Origin of the sequence: Actinoplanes palleronii (assembly GCF_016862315.1) — a bacterium.
In the GTDB taxonomy this organism is placed as follows: domain Bacteria; phylum Actinomycetota; class Actinomycetes; order Mycobacteriales; family Micromonosporaceae; genus Actinoplanes; species Actinoplanes palleronii.
In genome coordinates, this window is sequence record NZ_BOMS01000048.1 from 42,238 (window position 1) to 62,734 (window position 20,497).

The 20,497-nt window shown below is 71.4% G+C and carries 14 protein-coding genes; 7 read left to right on the forward strand and 7 right to left on the reverse strand.

Going from position 1 to position 20,497, the window contains the following annotated elements; genetic code table 11:
- Positions 1-13: 13 nt before the first annotated feature.
- Genes Apa02nite_RS17495 through Apa02nite_RS17510 form a run of 4 tightly spaced genes read right to left on the reverse strand, consistent with a single transcriptional unit; the run spans position 14 to position 5,751 of the window.
- A complete protein-coding gene (locus Apa02nite_RS17495) occupies positions 14-1,573 on the reverse strand; it encodes a sigma-70 family RNA polymerase sigma factor (RefSeq protein ID WP_203825916.1) in 1,560 nt (519 codons plus the stop codon).
- A gap of 58 nt (positions 1,574-1,631) precedes the next feature.
- Positions 1,632-3,047 (reverse strand): glycoside hydrolase family 43 protein, encoded by a 1,416-nt coding sequence (locus Apa02nite_RS17500; RefSeq protein ID WP_203825917.1) that lies wholly within the window; start codon positions 3,045-3,047, stop codon positions 1,632-1,634.
- Complete coding sequence (locus Apa02nite_RS17505; RefSeq protein WP_203825918.1) at positions 3,047-4,651, reverse strand: glycoside hydrolase family 27 protein; 1,605 nt, start codon at positions 4,649-4,651, stop codon at positions 3,047-3,049. Before Apa02nite_RS17505 ends, Apa02nite_RS17500 begins: the two co-directional genes overlap by 1 nt.
- A gap of 17 nt (positions 4,652-4,668) precedes the next feature.
- Positions 4,669-5,751, reverse strand: coding sequence for a ricin-type beta-trefoil lectin domain protein (locus Apa02nite_RS17510; RefSeq protein WP_203825919.1), 1,083 nt, complete (start codon positions 5,749-5,751; stop codon positions 4,669-4,671).
- A gap of 354 nt (positions 5,752-6,105) precedes the next feature.
- On the opposite strand from Apa02nite_RS17510, the gene Apa02nite_RS17515 reads away from it, so the two are divergent.
- The 4 genes from Apa02nite_RS17515 to Apa02nite_RS17530 all read left to right on the forward strand — a co-directional run bounded on the left by Apa02nite_RS17515 (position 6,106) and on the right by Apa02nite_RS17530 (position 12,046).
- A complete protein-coding gene (locus Apa02nite_RS17515; protein WP_203825920.1) occupies positions 6,106-7,476 on the forward strand; it encodes a glycoside hydrolase family 10 protein in 1,371 nt (456 codons plus the stop codon).
- 120 nt (positions 7,477-7,596) lie between these two features.
- Positions 7,597-8,865, forward strand: coding sequence for a CE1 family esterase (locus Apa02nite_RS17520; RefSeq protein WP_203825921.1), 1,269 nt, complete (start codon positions 7,597-7,599; stop codon positions 8,863-8,865).
- Positions 8,866-8,870: 5 nt separating this feature from the next.
- Entirely contained in the window at positions 8,871-10,184 is a 1,314-nt protein-coding gene (locus tag Apa02nite_RS17525; RefSeq protein ID WP_203825922.1) for an extracellular catalytic domain type 1 short-chain-length polyhydroxyalkanoate depolymerase, read from the forward strand.
- Positions 10,185-10,399: 215 nt separating this feature from the next.
- The gene (locus Apa02nite_RS17530) at positions 10,400-12,046 is read left to right on the forward strand and encodes a glycoside hydrolase family 43 protein (RefSeq protein WP_203825923.1); all 1,647 of its coding nucleotides are present in this window, start codon (positions 10,400-10,402) and stop codon (positions 12,044-12,046) included.
- A gap of 14 nt (positions 12,047-12,060) precedes the next feature.
- On the opposite strand, the gene Apa02nite_RS17535 is transcribed toward Apa02nite_RS17530, so the two are convergent.
- Positions 12,061-13,581: an alpha-N-arabinofuranosidase gene (locus Apa02nite_RS17535; RefSeq protein WP_203825924.1), complete on the reverse strand. Its 1,521-nt coding sequence runs from the start codon at positions 13,579-13,581 to the stop codon at positions 12,061-12,063.
- A 223-nt stretch (positions 13,582-13,804) separates the two neighbouring features.
- On the opposite strand from Apa02nite_RS17535, the gene Apa02nite_RS17540 reads away from it, so the two are divergent.
- Genes Apa02nite_RS17540 through Apa02nite_RS17550 form a run of 3 tightly spaced genes read left to right on the forward strand, consistent with a single transcriptional unit; the run spans position 13,805 to position 16,872 of the window.
- Positions 13,805-15,094 carry an ABC transporter substrate-binding protein gene (locus Apa02nite_RS17540; protein WP_203825925.1) on the forward strand — a complete coding sequence of 430 codons (1,290 nt, stop codon included), beginning with the start codon at positions 13,805-13,807 and terminating at the stop codon, positions 15,092-15,094.
- 2 nt (positions 15,095-15,096) lie between these two features.
- Positions 15,097-16,017 (forward strand): carbohydrate ABC transporter permease, encoded by a 921-nt coding sequence (locus tag Apa02nite_RS17545; RefSeq protein ID WP_203825926.1) that lies wholly within the window; start codon positions 15,097-15,099, stop codon positions 16,015-16,017.
- A 3-nt stretch (positions 16,018-16,020) separates the two neighbouring features.
- Positions 16,021-16,872, forward strand: a complete 852-nt coding sequence (locus tag Apa02nite_RS17550; RefSeq protein WP_203825927.1) for a carbohydrate ABC transporter permease — start codon at positions 16,021-16,023, stop codon at positions 16,870-16,872.
- Positions 16,873-16,963: 91 nt separating this feature from the next.
- On the opposite strand, the gene Apa02nite_RS17555 is transcribed toward Apa02nite_RS17550, so the two are convergent.
- Both Apa02nite_RS17555 and Apa02nite_RS17560 read right to left on the reverse strand, forming a co-directional pair.
- Positions 16,964-17,803 (reverse strand): ATP-binding protein, encoded by an 840-nt coding sequence (locus Apa02nite_RS17555; protein ID WP_203825928.1) that lies wholly within the window; start codon positions 17,801-17,803, stop codon positions 16,964-16,966.
- Between the two features lie 25 nt (positions 17,804-17,828).
- Positions 17,829-20,465 (reverse strand): cation-translocating P-type ATPase, encoded by a 2,637-nt coding sequence (locus Apa02nite_RS17560; RefSeq protein ID WP_203825929.1) that lies wholly within the window; start codon positions 20,463-20,465, stop codon positions 17,829-17,831.
- Positions 20,466-20,497: the final 32 nt, after the last annotated feature.

Consider the following 20,497-nt stretch of genomic DNA (forward strand, 5'->3'; position numbering starts at 1 on the left):
TGCCGTGGTCGGATCAGCCGGCGAGCGGCGGGCGGACCAGAAAGGAACCGTCGGCCCGGAACGCGGTCGTGCCGTCGGACTGGTCCACCCACAGTTCGTCGCCGCGGTGCCGCAGGAACCATCCGGGATAGTTCGACGACTCGAGCGTGACGGAGCCGGCGACCGTGCCGGGCCCGGGGCAGAACGTGGCGTCCCCGCGGAACAGCTTGGAGCCGTCCCCGCCGTCGACCCGCAGCCGCCACGACAGGTGCCGCAGGTACCGGCCGTCGGCGGTGCGGAACGAGAAGCAGTCCGGGTCGTTGAGCCCGGTCACCACCCGGACGGTCGACTGGCGCCGCGCCGAGACGGTGTTGCCGGCGCTGACCGCGGTCAGGATGCCGAAACTGTCGGCCGCCGTGACGTAGCGTCCGGTGGCGTTCGCCGCCTCGAGCGACGCCGATCCGGTGCGCAGCGCACCGGCGGCCGCACTCGTCGCCGCGCCGGACACTGCCGCACCGGACGCCGACGCGCTGGTGGCGGCGCTGGGAGCAGCCGTTGTCGGCGCCGCGATCGTCGACGGCCGGGGCGTCTGCGCGATCGTCGAGGGCCGCGGCGCCTCCGGGGTGGCCACCGCCACGGCGCCGGCCGTCGCGCCGACGATCAGGCTGCCGGCGGTCACCGCGGCCACCACCGGATGGGCCGCCGCCAGCGTCGCCAGCTGCCCGAGCACCCCGGCCTTGCCGGCGGCGGCGGCCGTGCCGGCGCTCAGCGTCCACCCCGCTCCCCCGACACCGGCGGTCTTGGCCAGGGCCGCCGCGGTCAGGGCCGCGGGCACCGGGAGCAGCACCAGCGCGGGCAGCAGCCGGTCGGTGGGCATGGTGTCACCGGCCGCGCGGGTGCACCACGCGCAGGCCCGCACGTGCCGGGCCAGCCGTTTGCGCCACCGCGGGCTGGGCACCCCGTCCCAGCCGGCCCGCTCCTGCGCCAGCCGCGGGCACCCGGGCCGGGCGTCCAGGGCCGCCACCAGGGCCCGGCCCAGCTCGAGCTGGGCGCGCATGCGCTGCACGCGCACACCGGCGTGCACCACCGTGACGCCGAGCGCCTGGGCCAGCTCGGCCCGGGTGAGCCGCCCGGCCACCTCGAGCCACCACAGGGCCAGCAGGATCCGGTCGTCCGGGTCCAGCCAGCGACCGGCCCGGCGCACCTGGCGGCGCTGCGCCGACAGCTCGACGTGCAGGTCGGCGAGGCCCTCGAACCGCGCGCCGGAGTCCGGCACCTCACCGGCCTCGTCGAGCGGCACGACCCGGCCGGCGTCCCGGGTCGTCCGGTGCTGGTGCGTGCTGATCTGGCGCAGCGCGATCGCCACCAGCCAGGGCCGGAAGCTGTGCGGCGACCGCAGTGACGGCAGCTGCCGCAGGGCGCGCAGCATGATGTCCTGCGAGACGTCGTCGACGTCGGGGTGCCCGTCGAGGGCCTGCCGGACGAGCGTGTAGACCATCGGCAGGTGGGCCGCGACGAGCGCGTCCAGCGCGGCACGGTCACCGCCCTGGGCCGCCCGCACCAGGCCGGAGCCGCCGATCCGGGTCACTGCCATGTTCCTCGCCACCATCACCACGCGCAGGGGCTCCGATTATGGACCAGATCGACGCGCCTCAACGCATCGACGCGTCGCCGGGTACGGGCGCGCCGCCCCGGGCCGCGCTCGCACCGGCGAACTGCCAGCTGTCGACGTTGAACAGATAGCCGCTGCCGCCGGTGAACCGCAGGTACAGGTCCCGGGTGCCGGTCGCGCCGCTGACCGGGCAGCTGACGGTGGTCCAGGTCTGCCAGCCCCCGGTCACCGGCACCGTGCACGTCCCGGCGAGCGTGCCGGTGGGCCCACCCAGCCGCACCTCGATGCGGCCGCCGGCGCCGGCCGAGGCGACCCGGGCAGTGAACGAGGTCGCACCGGATCCGAACGCGACACCCTTGACCTTGACGTAGTCGCCGTTGTCGAGGTAGCCGACGTTCAAGCCGCCCCCGCTCGCGGGCTCGGTCTCGACCCCGGAACTCCAGGCCATCGTCTCGGCCTCCTGCCGGACGTACGGGTTGAGCGTCCCGTTCTGCGCCGCCCCGGCCGAGGTCATGGTGATCGCCGGGAGGGTGCCGTCACCGTTGTAGCTGAACTTCTCCACGGCGACCGAGCGGGTGTATCCGCCGCCGCCGGGCAGCGCGCCGTTGTGGTAAAAGAAGTACGAGCCGCCGTTGAAGTCGACGATGCCCGCGTGGTTGGTGAAACTGCCGCCCTGGGTGGCCATCACGGTGCCGCGGTAGGTCCACGGCCCGGTCGGCCCGGGGGCGGTGGAATAGCCGATGAATTCCGAGCAGCACTTGGCGGCGAAGACGTTGTAGTAGAGCCCGTTGCGTTTGTAGACCCACGGGCCCTCCTCGTACAACGTGGGCCGGTTCGCGGTGCCGGTGCGGGTGCCGAACCCGGCCGTGGTGAGCGGGATCTGCGTCACCGCGCCGCTGTAGCTGATCATGTCGGCGTTCAGCCGCACGTACCAGAGGTTCGGGTTGCCCCAGTAGAGGTACGCCTGGCCGTCGTCGTCGATGAACACCGTCGGGTCGATCTCGCCGTTCTCGGCCAGCGGGCGCCCGATCGCGTCGGTGAACGGCCCGGTCGGGCTGGTGGCCACGCCGACGCCGATGGCCATCCGCCCGGTCGACCGGTTGGTGACCGGGACGTACCAGTAGAACTTGCCGTTGCGGGCGACGACCTGGCCGGCCCACGCGTTCGCGCTCGCCCAGCTGAACGTGCCGAGGTTCATCGGTGAGCCGTGATCGGTCCAGTTGACCATGTCGGCCGACGAGTAGACCCGCCACTCCTTCATGGTGAAATACGTCGAGTTGTCCTCGTCGTGGCCGGTGTAGAGGTAGACCCGGCCGTTGTGGACCAGCGGCGCCGGGTCGGCGGTGTAGACGGTCTGCACGATCGGGTTGTCCGCGCGCGCCGCGGACGGGACGGCGGCGGTCAGCACCACCACGGCGAGCGCGCAGAGCATGCCGGCGAACGATCTCCTGGACATCAGACCCGGCTCCATCGCTGGTTGGCGGCGGCGTTGCAGGTCCACAGCAGGACCACGGTGCCGTTGGCGGTCAGGTTGTGGTCGACGTCCAGGCAGAGCCCGGAGGCGGTGCCCCGGACGGTGCCGTCGGCGGCGAACGTCCACTGCTGGTTGGTGCCGCCGGTGCAGTCCCACAGCTGCACCTTGGCCCCGGCGGTGGCGCCGGACGGGGCGTCCAGGCACTTGCCGAGCGCCTGAACGCTCGCGCCCGAGGTGGTCCAGCGCTGGTTCGTGCCGCCGTTGCAGTCCCAGATCACCGGCTGCGTGCCGTTGGCGGTGGCGCCGTTCGGCACGTCCAGGCAGCGGCCCGAGGCGGCGCTGACGACCGTGGTGGTGGTCGCCGGGGTGCTGGTCCCGCCGCTGACCCGGTAGACCACCGTGCCGTGGGCGGGGACGCTGGCACTGATCGTGCCGGTGGTGGTCGTGGTGGCGCCGCTCCCGGCGTCCTGCAGGGTGAACGAGCTGCCGGACTTGCCGATCGCGGCGGCGCTGGTCGACACCGTGGTGGCCGAGCCGCCCTGGTTGAACAGGGCGACCGTGACGTCACCGTTCGCCAGCCGCTTGGCCAGCACCCGGCGCGTGCCGTCGTACGAAATCGGGGTTGATTGAAGGCCGAGGGTGTCCTGGTTGATCGCGATGAGACGGGGGTTCTTCAGGATGCTCTGGGTGGCCGCGCTCATCGAGCGCAGATCGTTGCCGGCGATCAGCGGGGAGGCCAGCATCGCCCAGAGCGCGAAGTGGCTGCGCTGCTCGGTGTCGGTCATGCCGCCGCGGCCGACCTCCATCATGTCCGGGTCGTTGAACTGCCCGGGCCGGGCGTAACCGGCCAGCGGCACGGTGACGTCGACGATGTTCTTCACGCCCATCGGGTAGCCGTTGGTCTGCCCGGTGTCCCAGGCGTCGCTGATGTCCTCGGTGGTGCGCCACAGGTTCGCCACGTCACCCCAGTTGCGCTGCGGGCCGGTCTTGGCGTGCACGCTGTTCGGGTTGATGCTGTAGACGATCGGGCGGCCGGTCGCGGCGAGCGCGTCACGCATCTTCGCGAACGTGGTGACCTGCTCGGTGATGGTGCCGGTGGGTGAGCACCAGTCGTACTTGAGGTAGTCCACGCCCCAGGCGGCGAACTGCCGGGCGTCCTGCGCCTCGTGCCCCAGGCTGCCGGTGGCGCCGGGGTAGCTGTTGAAGTACTGCGCGCAGGTCTTGTCCAGCGGGCCCTGGTAGATGCCGAACTTCAGGCCCTTGCCGTGCAGGTAGTCGCCGAGGGCCTTCATCCCGCTGGGGAACCGGGTCGGGTCGCCCTGCAGGTTGCCGGAGCCGTCCCGGTTCGGGTTGAACCAGCAGTCGTCGACGACGACGTACTGGTAGCCGGCGTCGCGCATGCCGCTGCTGACCATCGCGTCGGCCATCTGCCGGATCAGGGTCTCGCTGATGTTGCAGCCGAACGTGTTCCAGCTGTTCCACCCCATCGGCGGGGTGCGGGCGACCCCGTTGTCCAGTGCCCGGGCCGCGGAGCCGGGCAGGACGGTCGCCGCGCCGGCGAGCAGCAGCAGTCCGGCAGCGAGCATGGCCCTCAGTGTCGTTTTCATCGCCTCGTCCAGAGCTGGTTGGCCGAACCCGTGCAGGTCCAGAGGATCGTGGTGGTGCCGTTGGCGGTGGCGTTGCCACTGACGTCCAGGCACAGGCCGGACGCGGCGTTGCGGATGGTGGCGCCGGAGGTGAACGCCCACCGCTGGTTGGTGGCGCCGCTGCAGGCCCACAGCTGCGCCTTGGTGCCGGCCGTGGCGCCGGTGGGCGCGTCGAGGCACTTGCCGACCGCCTGCAGCGTCTGGCCGTCGTAGGTCCATCGCTGGTTGGTGGCGCCGCTGCAGTCCCAGATGATCGGCTGGGTGCCGTTGGCGGTGCTGCCGTTCGGCACGTCCAGGCAGCGGCCGGACGCGGTGCCGACCAGCGCCGCGCCGGTGCCGGTGGACGGGTCACCGATCGATCCGGGCACCGACCGCAGGGCCGCGTACCAGGTGGCGGCCATCTTGTCGTAGCCGCCCGCGGTCGGGTGGACGCCGTCGATCAGGTCGGCGGTGGTGAGCGCGGCGTGCATGTCGACCAGGTGGACCCGCGAGCCCCGGCTCTGCACGATGCCGGGAAGGGCCGCGTTGAAGGTGCGGGCGGCGGCCTCCTGACCGGAGTTGGCCAGCGGGATCAGGGTGGCCACGAAGACGTCCGCCGACGGCGCGGCCGCCGTGACGTGGTCGATCAGGGTGGCGAGCCGGCCCGGTGCGCCGGAGACGTTGTAGTTCTGCAGGATGTCGTTGGTGCCCAGGTGCAGCAGCACCGTGCGCGGGGTGCTGGTGCGCAGCCAGCCGCCGATGTTCGCGTCGATCTGGTCGATGCGCCAGCCGGGGTGGCCCTCGTGGTCGTGGTCGCCGAGCGCGGCCGGGCCGTTGACCTGCGAGCCGACCAGGTCGACCCGGTATCCGGCGGCGGCCATCCGCTGCCAGAGGCCGATCCGGTAGCCGCCGGGCACCTGGGTGCCCTCGGTGATGGAGTCGCCCAGCGGCATGACCCGGGTGCCACCGTTGGATTCCGCGGCGGCCGCCCCGGGCGGGACGACGAGGACACCGGCGGCGGCGAGGAGGGCCGCGAGCAACCACCGTCTTCTTCTGGGCATGGGGATATGCCTCCCTGGTGATCGGTTGGCTTCCTGTTATCGCTCACACCGCATTGACCACTGGTCCGGGCGGGGCCTAGCGGTTTGCCGGTTGAGGATGGGAGCGCTAACAGCTTGCTTCCGCACATTGCCAGGATGTTTCCGGACATTCAAGAGGCCTTTTGCGAAGCCGGGGGCGACTCCGCGGCCGCGCTGCACATAACACTTCCGGCCGAACGAATTTCCGGCGCCGGCCGAACTGTTATGCCGGGGTGCGGGAAATGGTCGCGTCTTGCGGTTTCGGGAAATGCGCTGCCACCATCCATGGAAGCGCTCCCACGGTCGTCCTCCCCCGTTCGGAAAGGTTTCCCCGCCATGTCCCTGTTCAGAAAGAACCGCTCCCTGCTGCTGGCCTCGGCCGCCGCCGGCGTCGCCGTCGCGGCCAGCATCGCCGTGATCGGCACCGCCGAGGCGGCCAGCACGCTCGGCGCCTCGGCCGCGCAGTCCGGCCGCTACTACGGCGCGGCGATCGCCGCCGGCAAGCTCGGTGACGCCACCTACACCGGCATCCTGACCCGCGAGTTCAACGCGGTCACCCCGGAGAACGAGATGAAGTGGGACGCCACCGAGCCGTCACAGGGGCGGTACACCTTCACCAACGGCGACCGCATCCTCAACCAGGGTCTGTCCAACGGATCCAAGGTCCGCGGGCACGCCCTGCTCTGGCACGCCCAGCAGCCCGGCTGGGCCCAGTCGCTGTCCGGCAGCGCGCTGCGCAGCGCGGCGATCAACCACGTCACCCAGGTGGCGACGCACTACCAGGGCAAGATCTACGCCTGGGACGTGGTCAACGAGGCCTTCGCCGACGGCGGCAGCGGCGCGCGGCGCGACTCCACCCTGCAGCGCACCGGCAACGACTGGATCGAGGCCGCGTTCCGGGCCGCCCGGGCCGCCGACCCGAACGCCAAGCTCTGCTACAACGACTACAACACCGACGGCGTCAACGCGAAGTCGACCGGCGTGTACACCATGGTCAAGGACTTCAAGGCGCGGGGCGTCCCGATCGACTGCGTCGGTTTCCAGTCCCACCTGGGCACCGGCATCCCCGGTGACTACCAGGCCAACCTGCAGCGCTTCGCCGACCTGGGCGTGGACGTGCAGATCACCGAGCTCGACGTCGCGCAGGGCGGCAACCAGGCCGGCATCTACGCGAGCGTGACCCGCGCGTGCATGGCCGTGTCGCGGTGCACCGGCATCACCGTCTGGGGCATCCGGGACAGCGACTCGTGGCGCACCGGCGAGAACCCGCTGCTGTTCGACAACTCCGGGAACAAGAAGGCCGCCTACACCTCGGTGCTCACCGCGCTCAACGCCGGAGGCAGCACCACCTCGCCCGCGCCGTCGTCGCCGTCCTCCTCGCCGTCGCCCAGCACCAGCACCTCGCCCCAGCCCGGCGGTGCCTGCAGCGCGTCGGTGTCGCTCAACTCGTGGAACGGCGGGTTCGTCGCGACCGTCCGGGTCACCGCGGGCTCCGCACCCGTCAACGGCTGGACCGTCGGCGTGACGTTGCCCTCCGGCAGCGCGGTGACCAGCGCCTGGAGCGCCACCGGCAGCGGCACCGCCGGCACGGTCAGCTTCCGCAACGTCGACTACAACGGACAGCTCGCGGCCGGCGGCACCACCGAGTTCGGCTTCCAGGGCACCGGCGCCGGCCCCACCGCGACGCCGAACTGCTCCGCCGGCTGACCCGCTCCCCCGTTTCGAGGCCCACCCGGCGCCGGTCCTGCACGGCAGGCTGCCCGCCCCCGTTTCGAGGCTCACCCGGCGCCGGTCCTTAGCGGCCGGCGCCGGAGAAGGGAACACCTCATGTCCCGACGCACACTCGCACCCCTGACCGCGGCCCTCGCCGCCCTGGCGACGGCCGCCGCGATGCTCACCGGCGTCCTCGGCGCCACCACAGCGGCCGCGGCACCGGCCGGCACCACGGCGGCCACGGCCGGCTGCGGCAAGGCCCCGACGCTGACCAGCGGCACCCGCACCATCCGCAGCGGCGGCCAGAACCGCACCTACATCCTGCGGGTGCCGGACGGCTACGACCGCTCCCGCCCGTACAAATTGATCTTCGCCTTCCACTGGCTCAACGGCACCGCGACCGACGTCGCCACCGGCGGCGCGGCCGGCGCCACCTGGGCCTACTACGGCCAGCAGCGACTGTCGGACAACAGCGCGATCCTGGTCGCGCCGCAGGGCATCGACAACGGCTGGGCGAACACCGGCGGCCGCGACCTGACCCTGGTCGACGACCTGACCGCGCTGATCGAGGGCGACCTGTGCGTGGACACCTCGCAGCTGTTCGCGCTGGGCTGGAGTTACGGCGGCGCGATGAGCTACGCCGTCGCCTGCGCCCGCCCGGCGGTGTTCCGGGCCGTCGCGGTGCTCTCCGGCGCGAACCTGAGCGGCTGCTCCGGCGGCACCCAGCCGGTGGCGTACCTGGGGATCCACGGCACTCACGACAGCGTGCTGGACATCTCGCTCGGCCGGGGCGTGCGGGACACCTTCGTCCGCGCCAACGGGTGTGCCGCCCGGAGTCCGGCCGAGCCGGCCCGGGGCAGCCTGACGCACATCGTCACCGACTACACCGGGTGCCGGGCCGGCTATCCGGTGCGCTGGGCCGCCTTCGACGGCGACCACACCCCGGAGCCGGTGGACGGGTCGACGAGCACGAACGGAGCGCGCACCTGGACCGGCGGCGAGATCTGGAGCTTCTTCGCCCAGCTGCCCAGCACGACGCCGTCGTCACCGACGCCGTCGACGACCCCCTCCACCACACCCAGCAGCGGCTGCGCCACCGCGTACCGGGTGGTCAACAGCTGGCAGGGCGGTTTCCAGGCGGAGATCACCGTGTCGAACACCGGGACGGCAGCCGTCACCGGGTGGCGGGTGAGCTGGACGCCGCCGGCCGGGCAGGCGGTCAGCCAGGTCTGGAACGGCTCGCTGACCAGCACCGGCGGGACCGTCACCGTCACCAACGCGACCTACAACGGGTCGGTGGCGCCCGGCGCGAGCGTGACCTTCGGCCTGCTCGCCACCGGCGACGCGGCCACCACCCCGCCTCTGACCTGTGCCGTGAGTTGAGTCGCATGAAACCGATGGTGCGCACCGCCCTCGTCGCGGCTCTGTCCCTGCTGATCGGCGCCGCCGGACTGGTCGTCGCCCGGCCCGCCGCGGCCGCCTCGCTGGTCCCGGTGACCGGCTTCGGCGCCAACCCGACGAACCTGAAGATGTACACCTACGTACCCGACCGGGTGGCGGCCACGCCGGCGCTGCTCGTGCTCGTGCACTACTGCGGCGGTTCCGCCGGCGCGATCGCCGGCGGCAACGGCAAGGACTTCCTCACCGCGGCCGACCGGTACGGCTTCGTCGTGGTGCTGCCCGAGGCCACCCGCAGCGAGAAGTGTTTCGACGTGTCCAGCCCGCAGGCGCTGCGCCGCGACGGCGGCAGCGACTCCACCGGCATCATGTCCATGGTCAGCTGGGCACGGGCCCGATACCACGTGGACAGTGCGCGGATCGTGGTCAGCGGCTTCTCCTCCGGCGCCATGATGACCACGGTGCTCGCCGCGCAGTACCCGGACGTGTTCGCCGCCGCGTCGGCCTTCTCCGGTGTGCCGGCCGGCTGCTTCGCCACCACCAACGGCTCGCTCTGGAACAGCACCTGCTCCGGCGGCAACCTGATCAAGACGGCACGGCAGTGGGGCGACCAGGCCCGCGCGATGTATCCCGGCTACACCGGCCGGTACCCGCGGATCCAGCTGTGGCACGGCACCACCGACACCACCCTCGCCTACCCGAACTTCGGCGAGGAGATCAAGCAGTGGACCGACCTGCACGGCCTCGGGCCGAACCCGGCCTTCACCGATCACCCGCAGTCGTCCTGGACCCGCACCCGGTACGGCGCGACCGGCACCCAGGCCACCGTCGAGGGGGTGAGCATCGCCGGGGTCGGGCACCAGCTCCCGCAGACCGGGCAGCTCGGCTACGCGGTGTCCTTCCTCGGGCTGGACGGCACCACCGGCACGCCGTCGACCAGCCCGTCGAGCAGCCCGCCGAGCACGCCGCCGAGCAGCCCGCCGGCCACCGGGGCCTGCCGGGTCGCGACGTCGATCAGCGCGTGGAGCAGCGGGCTGACCGCGGACCTGACCATCACCAACACCGGCGCCACCGCGATCACCGGCTGGACGCTGGACTTCACCCTGCCGGCCGGGCAGAGCATCACCAGCGGCTGGAACGCCACCTATGCGCCGGCCACCGGCCGGGTGAGTGCCACGAACGTCTCCTACAACGCCGTCATCCCGGCGAACGGGTCGATCAGCATCGGGTTCCAGGCCGGACACACCGGCGCGGTGGGCGCGCCCACCGGCTTCGCGCTCAACGGCACCGCCTGCGGTGGCTGACCGGCGCGCGCCGGTGCTTCGTAACTTTCGGAGACGGTCGTACCATCAAGAATTTTAGAAATTCGAACGACGGCGAACCTCCATGACAATCCGGGCCACAGGCCGCCACCACCTGCGCCTATGGCCCGGATCATGGCGGGTTGACCAAGATCGGTATTTCCGTTTTCATTCCGAGAGTTGTTGACAGCTCGTGGCCGGCAGGTAACGATCTCGCCATGACGGACCTCGATGGCCGCCCCATCGCCGAGACAGCCACCGCCGTGATCCGCAACCCGGTACTGCCGGGCTTCCATCCGGATCCCTCGATCCTGCGGGTCGGCGCCGACTACTACATCGCCACGTCGACCTTCGAGTGGTATCCGGGCGTGCGGGTGCACCACTCGACCGACCTGGTCTCCTGGCGGCCGCTCGGCGGTGTGCTGACCGAGCGGCGCCTGCTCGACCTGACCGGGACCGCCGACTCGTGCGGTGTCTGGGCGCCCAGCCTCACCTACGCCGACGGGCTGTTCCACCTGGTCTACACGGACGTGGCGACGTTTGCCGGCGGCTACTGGGATCCGCAGAACTACCTGGTCACCGCGCCGAGCATGGCCGGGCCCTGGTCGGATCCGGTGGTGCTGCACGGCCGCGGGTTCGACGCCTCGCTGTTCCACGACGAGGACGGCACAACCTGGATGCTGTCGATGCGCGCCGACTGGCGCCCCGGACGCAACCGGTTCGCCGGCATCTCCGCGCAGCGATACGACCGCCGGCATCGCCGCCTGACCGGTCCGGAACATGTCATCTTCGAAGGCACCGACGCCGGGCTCACCGAGGCGCCCAACATCTACCACAAGGACGGTTGGTACTACCTGGTCACCGCGGAGGGCGGCACCACCTGGACGCATCAGGTCACCGTCGCCCGCTCCCGGCAGCTGCTCGGCGACTACCAGGTGGATCCGGCCGGCCCGCTGCTGACCTCGGCCGGGCGGCCTGACCTGGCGCTGCAGAAGGCCGGGCACGGAAGTCTCGTGCAGACCCCGGCCGGCGAGTGGTACCTGGCGCACCTGGTCGGCCGGCCGTATGCGCCGAGCGACCGGTGTGTGCTCGGCCGCGAGACCGCCCTGCAGCAGGTGGACTGGCCGACCGGCGCGTGGCCGCGGATCCGCGACAGTGTCCCGGCCGAGCAGGTCGCGGCACCCTCCGGCACCGCCGTGACGTCCGGGCCGCCGGCCCCACAGACCGACAAAGATCACTTCGAGGGTACGACGTTGAGCGCCGACTGGTCGACGCTGCGGCGCCCTGCCGCACCGGACTGGGTGGATCTGGCCGCCCGGCCGTCGCACCTGCGGATCCACGGTGGCCAGTCGCCGATGGCGCGGCACCGGCCGAGCCTGGTGGCCCGCCGGGTGACCGCGCGGCGCTGCACGTTCGAGGCGACGTGCGAGTCCGAGCCCCGCAGCTTCCGGCAACTGGCCGGGATCACCGCGTACTACAACTCCCGCAACTGGTACTACCTGCACATGACCGCCGACGACGACGGCGGTGTGGTGCTCGACGTGCTGGCCTGCGACAGCGGGCGGGTCACCACGGTGCAGGACGTACGGGTCCCGCTCGGCGCGGTCCGCCGGGTGGGCCTGCGCGCCCGGCTGGACGGCCCGGCCCTGACCTTCGCCTGGACCACCGAGCCCGGATCCGGCTGGCACGAGGTGGGCCGGACCTTCGACGCCACCACCCTGTCCGACGAGTACGCAGCGACGGCGGCGCCCGGTGAGCCCGAGGCCTGGGGCTTCACCGGCGCCTTCGTCGGGCTCTGGGTGCAGGACCTGGGCGCCGAGGGCGGCTACGCCGACTTCGACCAGGCCACCTACCGCACCGACTGACCTCCCCGACCGGCCTACAGCCCGGCGCTGACGGTCACGAACGCGTGGGCCGGCAGGTGCACCCGCAGCGTCCCGCCGTCCACCGTCACCCCGTCGTACGCCCGCGGCGCCACCACCGCGGGCGCCTGCGGCGTGTTGTGGTCCTGCAGCGCCACCGCCGTCAGGATCAGGGCAGCCACGTCGCCGGCCGTGCCACCGCGCAGGTCGATCTCCACGTCGACGGCGGACGTGGCGTCGAGGTTCGACAGTGACACGAGCAGGCGGCCGTCCTTGCGGCTGGCCGACATCGAGACGGTCGTCAGCGTCGCGTCGCCGACCGGCCGCGACGGCAGCGCCGTACGGAAATCGACCCGCAGCGACGTCGCGTCCTGGTGCCCGCGGTTCATCCGGAACACGTGGTAGGTGGGTGTGAGGACCATGGCCTTCGAGTCCGGGTCGGTGAGGATCATGGCCTGCAGCACGTTCACCGTCTGCGCGATGTTGGCCATCACGAGGCGGTCGGCGTGCCGGTGGAAGACGTCGAAGTGCACGCTCGCCACCAGGGCGTCGCGCAGCGTGTTCTGCTGGTACAGAAAGCCCGGGTTCGTGTCGCGGGCCACGTCGAACCAGGTGCCCCACTCGTCGAGGACCAGCCCGACGCTCTTGTTCGGGTCGTAGCAGTCCAGCACGGCCGTGTGCCCGGCGAGCAGCTGCTCGATGCGGGCCGCGGCGGCCATCGTCGTGTAGTACTCGCCGGTGTCGAAGACCGTGGCCGAGCCCTTCTCCTCCCAGGTGGGCCCGGTGACCGTGTAGTAGTGCACGGACACCGCGTGGAAGGCCGTGCTGCGCACGTGCTGGCAGCCCAGGTGCCCGAGCTGTTTCATCAGGCTCTCGGTCCAGGCGTAGTCGTCGGCGTTGGCGCCCGCGGCGATCTTGTAGAGCTGGTTGTCGCCGTAGTCGCGGCAGTAGGTGCCGTAGCGGCGGGCCTCCTGCGCGTAGTGCTCGGCGGTCATGTTGCCGCCGCAGCCCCACGCCTCGTTGCCCAGGCCCCAGAACCGCACCGGCCACGGCTCGGACCGGCCGTTGGCGGCGCGGAGCCGGGCCATCGGCGAGTCACCGGCGCGGGTCAGGTACTCCACCCATTCGCTCATCTCCCGCACCGTGCCGGAACCGACATTGCCACTGATGTACGGCTCGGCGCCGAGCAGCTCGCAGAGGGCCATGAACTCGTGGGTGCCGAAGTGGTTGTTCTCCTCGACGCCGCCCCAGTGGGTGTTGACCATGACCGGCCGCTCGTCCTTGGGTCCGATGCCGTCGCGCCAGTGGTACTCGTCGGCGAAGCACCCGCCCGGCCAGCGCAGGTTCGGGATGTCCAGGGCGCGCAGCGCGTCGACCACGTCGAGGCGGATGCCGCCCTCGTGCGGGATGTCGGAGTCCTCGCCGACGTAGAAACCGCCGTAGATGCAGCGGCCCAGGTGCTCGGCGAAATGCCCGTAGACGTGCCGGTTGATCCGTGGTCCGTCGAGGTCCACGTTGATGACGGCTTGGATGATCATAGGTTCCTGTTTCTCCGAGAGTTTCGGTAAAAATCTCGCAAGTTTTGGCACTAACCCATGCGGCATCGCCGGTGATCTTCCCGCGTCAGATCGGCGAAAAAACACCCGGTACTCACGGCATCGGTCTGATCACCATCTTGACATCGCTATGACTTGGTTCATAGTTTGAGCGCCACATTCCGGAAACATTCCGAAACTTTCGCTACCGAAGAGGTGGGCTTTCATGAGACCCAACAAGACCCTGGCCGTCGTGGTGGCGATGGCGATGAGCACGCTGGGCATGGCCGCCTGCTCGGGCGACGACGACAGCAGCTCCGGATCGGGCGGCACCGTCGAGATGGACCTGTGGCAGAACTCCACCACCGGTCCGGGCAAGGCGTTCTGGGAGAAGGCGGTCGCCGACTTCCAGACCGCCCACCCGACCGTCAAGATCAAGGTCCAGTCGATCCAGAACGAGGACCTGGACGGCAAGCTGCAGACCGCGCTGAACTCCGGTTCCGCGCCGGACATCTTCCTGCAGCGCGGTGGCGGAAAGATGGCCGCGATGGTGGAGGCCGGTCAGCTCAAGGACATCACCGGTGACATCACCGACGCGACCAAGCAGGCGGTGGGCGAGGCCAGCCTCAAGACCGGGCAGATCGACGGCAAGGCGTACGCGGTGCCGGTCTCGATCCTGCCGGGCGGTTTCTGGTACAGCAAGGACCTGTTCCAGAAGGCCGGTGTCACCACGACACCCACCACGCTGGCGGATCTCACCACCGCGGTGGGCAAGCTCAAGGCCAACGGCACGCCGATCGCCCTCGGCGCCAAGGACGCGTGGCCGGCCGCGCACTGGTACTACTTCCTCGCGCTGCGGGCCTGCAGCCAGGCCGCGCTCGACACCGCCGCCAAGGACAAGAACTTCACCGACCCGTGCTGGACCAAGGCCGGCGAGGACCTCAAGGCGTTCGCCGACACCAAGCCGTTCAACGACGGCTTCCTGACCACCTCGGCGCAGCAGGGCGCGGGCAGCTCGGCGGGCCTGGTGGCCAACCACAAGGCCAGCATGGAACTGATGGGCACCTGGGACCCGGGTGTGATCGCCTCGCTGACCAAGGACACCAAGCCGCTGCCCGACCTGGGCTTCTTCCCCTTCCCCGCGGTGCCCGGCGGGCAGGGTGACCCGGCCGCGGTGATGGGCGGCACGGACGGCTACTCCTGCTCGGCCCAGGCGCCGAAGGAGTGCACCGACTTCCTCAACTACATCCTGACCGCGGACGTGCAGCAGGCCTACTACAAGGCCTTCAACTCGCTGCCGGTCAACAAGCAGGCGCAGGGCACCATCACCGAGGACTACCTCAAGGCGGTTCTCGACGCCTACAACAAGGCACCGTACGTCTCGCAGTGGCTCGACACGGTCTACGGCCAGAACGTCGGCAACGCGCTCAACGTCGGCGTCGTGAACCTGCTCGCCGGCAAGGGTGACGTCGCCGGGATCATCAAGGCCGTCAACGACGCGGCCAAGAAGGGCTGACGTTGCGTTCTCGCCGTCGCGGCATCGGCTGGGCCCAACGCCTGGAGATCGCCGCGCTGTCCGGCCCGGCGATCCTGATGTTCCTCGGCTTCGTGATCTTCCCGGTGCTGATGGCCGCCTACTACGGCTTCTACCGGTGGAAGGGCTTCGGCCCGCCGACCAACTTCGTCGGCCTCGACAACTACGTCACCATCCTGCAGGACACCGCGTTCCGTGAGGCGCTCTGGCACAACGCCCTGATCGTCGTGCTCTCGCTGGTCCTGCAGGGCCCGATCGCGGTCGGTCTGGCCCTGCTGCTCAACCGGAAGATGCGGGGCCGGTCCGTCATCCGGGTGCTGATCTTCGTCCCGTACGTGATCGCCGAGGTCATCGTCGGGACGGCCTGGGCCCTGCTGCTGCAGACCAACGGAGCCGTCAACGACGTCCTGCGCTCGATCGGGCTCGGCGGGCTGACCGAGGACTGGCTGGCGAATCCGGCCCTCGCCATCTGGACCCTGATGCTGATCCTGACCTGGAAGTACGTCGGCTTCGCGGTGATCCTGTTCCTGGCCGGCATGCAGAACATCCCGGAGGAGCTGGCCGAGGCGGCCGCGGTGGACGGCGCGTCGTACTGGCAGACCCAGCGCCGGATCACCCTGCCGCTGCTGGGACCGACCGTACGGATCTGGGCCTTCTTGTCGATCATCGGGGCGCTGCAGCTGTTCGACCTGGTCTACATCATCTGGGGCCAGTACGTCGCGTCGACGGCCGGCACCTCGACGATGGCGACATACATGGTCACCGAGGGCCGCAACGCGGGCAACTACGGGTACGGCAACGCGGTCGCGGTCGTCCTCTTCATCATCTCCATGATCATCGCGCTGCTCTACCAGCGTTTCGTGCTGCGCCGGGACACCGACGGCGCGCTCACCGGAGGACGGTAGGACATGGCCATCGCCACGCAGTCCCGGCCGCGGCCGGACAGCGGCTGGGGCAACCCGATCGGGTACGTCGCGGTCCTGCTGCTGATCGGCGTCACGCTCGGACCGGTGCTCTACATCATCGTCGGCGGGTTCCGGACCAACTCCCAGATCACCGTCGACCCGGCCGGGCTGCCGTCCCCGTGGGTGTTCGGCAACTACACCGGCGTGCTGACCAGCTCCACGTTCTGGCGCCAGGTCGGCAACTCCACGATGGTCGCGACCGCCACGACCGCCGGGGTCCTGCTGCTGGGTGTGATGGCGAGCTACGTCCTGGCCCGCTACCGGTTCCGGGGCCAGGGCGCGATGTACGCGCTGTTCGCCGCGGGCCTGATGTTCCCGGCGACGGTCGCCATCACCCCGCTGTACCTCCTGATCAAGAACCTGGGCCTGGTGAACACCCTGCCCGGGGTCATCCTCCCGCAGATCGCCTTCGGGCTGCCCGCGACGATCATCATCCTGGTCCCGTTCCTGCGGGCGATCCCCAAGGAACTCGAGGAGGCGGCGGCGCTCGACCGTTGCAGCCGGCTCGGCTTCTTCTGGCGGATCGTGCTCCCGCTCTCGGTACCCGGGCTGATCACGACCGGCATCCTGACGTTCGTCGGCAGCTGGAACAGCTATCTGCTCCCGCTGTTCATCCTCAACGACCAGGACACCTTCACCCTGCCCCTGGGCGTGCAGGCGTTCGCCTCGCAGTACTCGGTGGACACCGCGAAGGTGCTGGCGTTCACCTCACTGTCGATGATCCCGGCACTGGTCTTCTTCAGCCTCTTCGAACGCCGCATCGTCGGCGGCCTGACCGGCGCGGTCAAGGGCTGACCCCCGTCGACCGTGTCCCCGACAACCTTGCCGGCCCGGTCACGGGCTGACCCGCCCGTCAGCCGTGTCCCCGACACCCTTTCCGGCCCCGTCATGGGCTGACCCGCCCCGGAGCCGTGGACAGCGTGGCCCAGACGACCTTGCCGGCCCGGGCCGGCAGGGCGCCCCAGGCCATCGCGACGGCGTGCACGAGCGGCAGCCCTCTCCCCCGTTCGGCCAGGGGAAGGGGGCCGTCGTCGCGGGCCGGCACGGGCAGGCGCGGGTATCGGCTGTCCCCGTCCCGGACGGCCAGGTGCAGACGGGCGCCGCTGCGCGACACGGTGACCACCAGGTCGCCGCCGGCGTGCTGCACGGCGTTGGCGGTCAGCTCGGACACGACCAGGCAGGCGTCGCCTTGCAACGGGAGCAGATGCCAGCGGTGACACGCCTGCACGACGAGGTCGCGGGCGGCGGCCACCGAGGACGGTCGCGGACCCAGCCGGGCCTGGAGCCGCGATCCGTGCACGAGCCGACCGGCCACCGCCCGCCGTGCGTCGGCCATGGTGGCGAACACCGGCATCGGCGGGCCGTCGCCGTTGCGGACCCGGAGGTCCAGCATGGTCGTCGCCGGCAGGCACAGCACGAGCTGGGCGGGCGCCGGCCCGAGATGAGCTGCCCGGGCCGCCGCCGCCCAGAACCCGCCGCTGACCCCGTGCAGGTCGCCCACGTCGTGCAGATCGATGATGATCACCGCGGCCGGCCCGGCCAGGCACATCTGCAGGGTGGTGATCACCTGGTTGCCGAGCTCCGGCGACCACCGGCCGTGCACGGTCAGCTCGACCACCGTGGTGCTCGCGTCCGCGGTGACACCCACCGACACGGCGTGCCGGTCGGTTCCGGTGGTGACCAGGTACGGAGGCCGCGGCGGCTGCGACCGCCCGCCGGTTCTCACCGGTGGTGTTCTGCGGTCTGCTCGGTCATGACAACCTCTTCGGGGTGAGGCCCGCGCCGGTTTCCGGCGCCGGGTGGATACGACGGTCGAGGCGGATCGCGGCGTACCCGAGGGTGGCGACGGCCGCGACGATCAGCAGGTCGGCGGCGGTGACCGGTGTGGTGCCGAGCAGTTCGCGCAGCGGCGGCGCGTAGATCGCGGCGAGTTGCAGCAGCAGGGCGATACCAACCGCGGCGAACAGCATCGGGTTGGCCCGGCTGCCTGGCCGGGCGCGTGATCCCACGGCGACCGCGAGCTGGGTGAGGCCCAGGGCCAGGAACGTCAGGGTCTGCCAGGGCCGGTCGGTGGCGTGCGCCCACCAGCCGACACCGACGGTGACCGCGGAGATGACCGCACCGACCCGCAGGATGCGCTGCCACAGCCCGGCGCCGAGCACGGTCTCGGCCGGCGGGCGGGGCGGGCGGCGCATCGCGGCCGGGTCGGCGGGTTCACTGCCCATGGCCAGACCGGGCACCCCGTGGGTGACCAGGTTGATCCAGAGAATCTGGGCCGGGAGCAGGGGCAGCGGCAGGCCGACGAACGGTCCGGCGAGCATCACGGCGATCTCGGCGGCGCCGCCGGACAGGGCGTACAGCAGGAAGCGGCGGATGTTGGCGTAGACGCGGCGGCCCTCCTCCGCGGCGGCCACCACGGTGCCGAGTTCGTCGTCGGCCAGCACCAGGTCAGCGGCTTGGCGAGCGACCTCGGTACCGCGCTTGCCCATCGCCACGCCGATGTCGGCGCGGTGCAGCGCCGGGCCGTCGTTGACGCCGTCGCCGGTCATCGCCACGACCTCGCCGGCACTGCGCAGGGCGTCGATGATGGCGACCTTCTGCTGCGGGGTGGCGCGGGCGAAGACCCGGACGCCGCGAGCAGCCGCCGGGCCGGGTTCGGTGGTACGGCAGTCGACCGCCTCGTCGCCGGCCGCGATGATGCCCAGTTCGACGGCGATCGCGGCGGCGGTGGCCGGGTGATCGCCGGTGATCAGGACCGGGGTGATGCCGGCGTCCCGGCAGGCGGCGATGGTGGCCGCCGCGGAGGCGCGCGGCGGGTCGAGGATCGCGACCAGGCCGAGCAGCCGCAGCCCCTGTTCGAAGCCGGCCGCGTCGGCGGGCACGGTGTCGCGATCGGCCTGGGCGACGGCGAGGACCCGGTAGCCTCCCGCGGCGAACGTCTCGGCCCGGTCGGCGGCGCGGCGCAGCAGGTCCGGCGGGTCGGCGAGGATCTCCGGGGTCAGCAGCGACTCCGGTGCGCCCTTGCAGACGATCCGGAGGTGGCCCCCGGGCAGCCGGTGTGCGGTGCTCATCCGCTTGCGGTCGCTGTCGAACGGCGCCTCACCAGCACGTGGTGCCGCCTGCTGCGTCGCGGCGACGTCGATGCCGAGCTTGCCGCCGGCGGTCAGCAGCGCGGCCTCGGTGGGATCGCCGACAGCCAGCCAGCCGTCGTCGCCGGGGCCGGGCGCGCGCAGCGACGCGTCGTTGCAGAGCACCGCGGCTCGCAACAGCTCCTGAAGGTCAGGTGCCTGATCGGCGGAGACGTCCGCGCCGTCGCGGTGGATCCGCCCGTCCGGGGCGAATCCGGAACCGCTCACCGACGCGTCACCGTGCGCGGTCCACAGCCGGCGTACGACCATGGTGCCCTCGGTGAGGGTGCCGGTCTTGTCGGTGGCCAGGATCGTCACGGAGCCGAGCGTCTCCACGGCGGGCAGGCGCCGGATGACCGCGTGCCGGGCGGTCATCCGCCGGGCACCCAGGGCGAGGCTGAGGGTGACCACGGCCGGCAGGGACTCCGGTACCGCGGCGACCACCAGGCTGATCGCCGTGATGATCATCAGTTGCAGCGGCTGCCCGCGCACCAGGCCGAGGGCGAGGACCGCCGTGCAGAGCAGCAACGAGCCGACGGCGAGTTGCCGGCCCACACCGGCCAGGCGGCGCTGCAGCGGGGTCAGCTCCGGTGCGGTCACCAGCATGGCGGCGATGCGGCCCAGTGCGCTGGCGGCGCCGGTGGCGGTGATGACGGCCTGTCCGCGACCGCGCACGACCACGGTGCCGGCCGACACCCGGGTTGACGCGTCCGCCGGTGGGTCCGCACCGGTGGTCTTGTCGACCGGCGCGGACTCGCCGGTCAGTGCCGCCTCGTCGACGAGCAGCGCCACCGACTCCACGATGCGGGCGTCAGCGGGCACGACGTCCCCCTCAGCCAGGACCAGCAGGTCGTCCACGACCAGGTCGGCGGCGGGGACCTCGCCCTGCTGTCCGTTGCGGATCACCCGGGCGGCCGGCGCGGTCATGGCGGACAGGGCGGTGATGGCCCGCTCGGCTTTGATCTCCTGCAGCACGCCGACGGTGGTGTTGACGACGATCACGAGCAGGATGACGGCCGCGTCGGTGAAGTCGGCGGTCGCCAGGGTGAAAGCCGCGGCGGCGAGCAGAACCAGCACCAGCGGGTCCCGCAGCTGGGTGACGATCCTTCGCCACAGCGGTGCGGGCCGGGGTGCGGGCAGCACGTTGGCGCCGTCGCGGGCCAGCCGCTGCGCGGCCTCCCGCGACGACAGGCCACCCGGCGAGGATGACGCGGAGGTGCCGGGGGCGTCCGGTGCGACCTGCAGATTCGGTACGGTCATGGTGATTGCCGCCAGGTGGGTTCGTGGTCGAG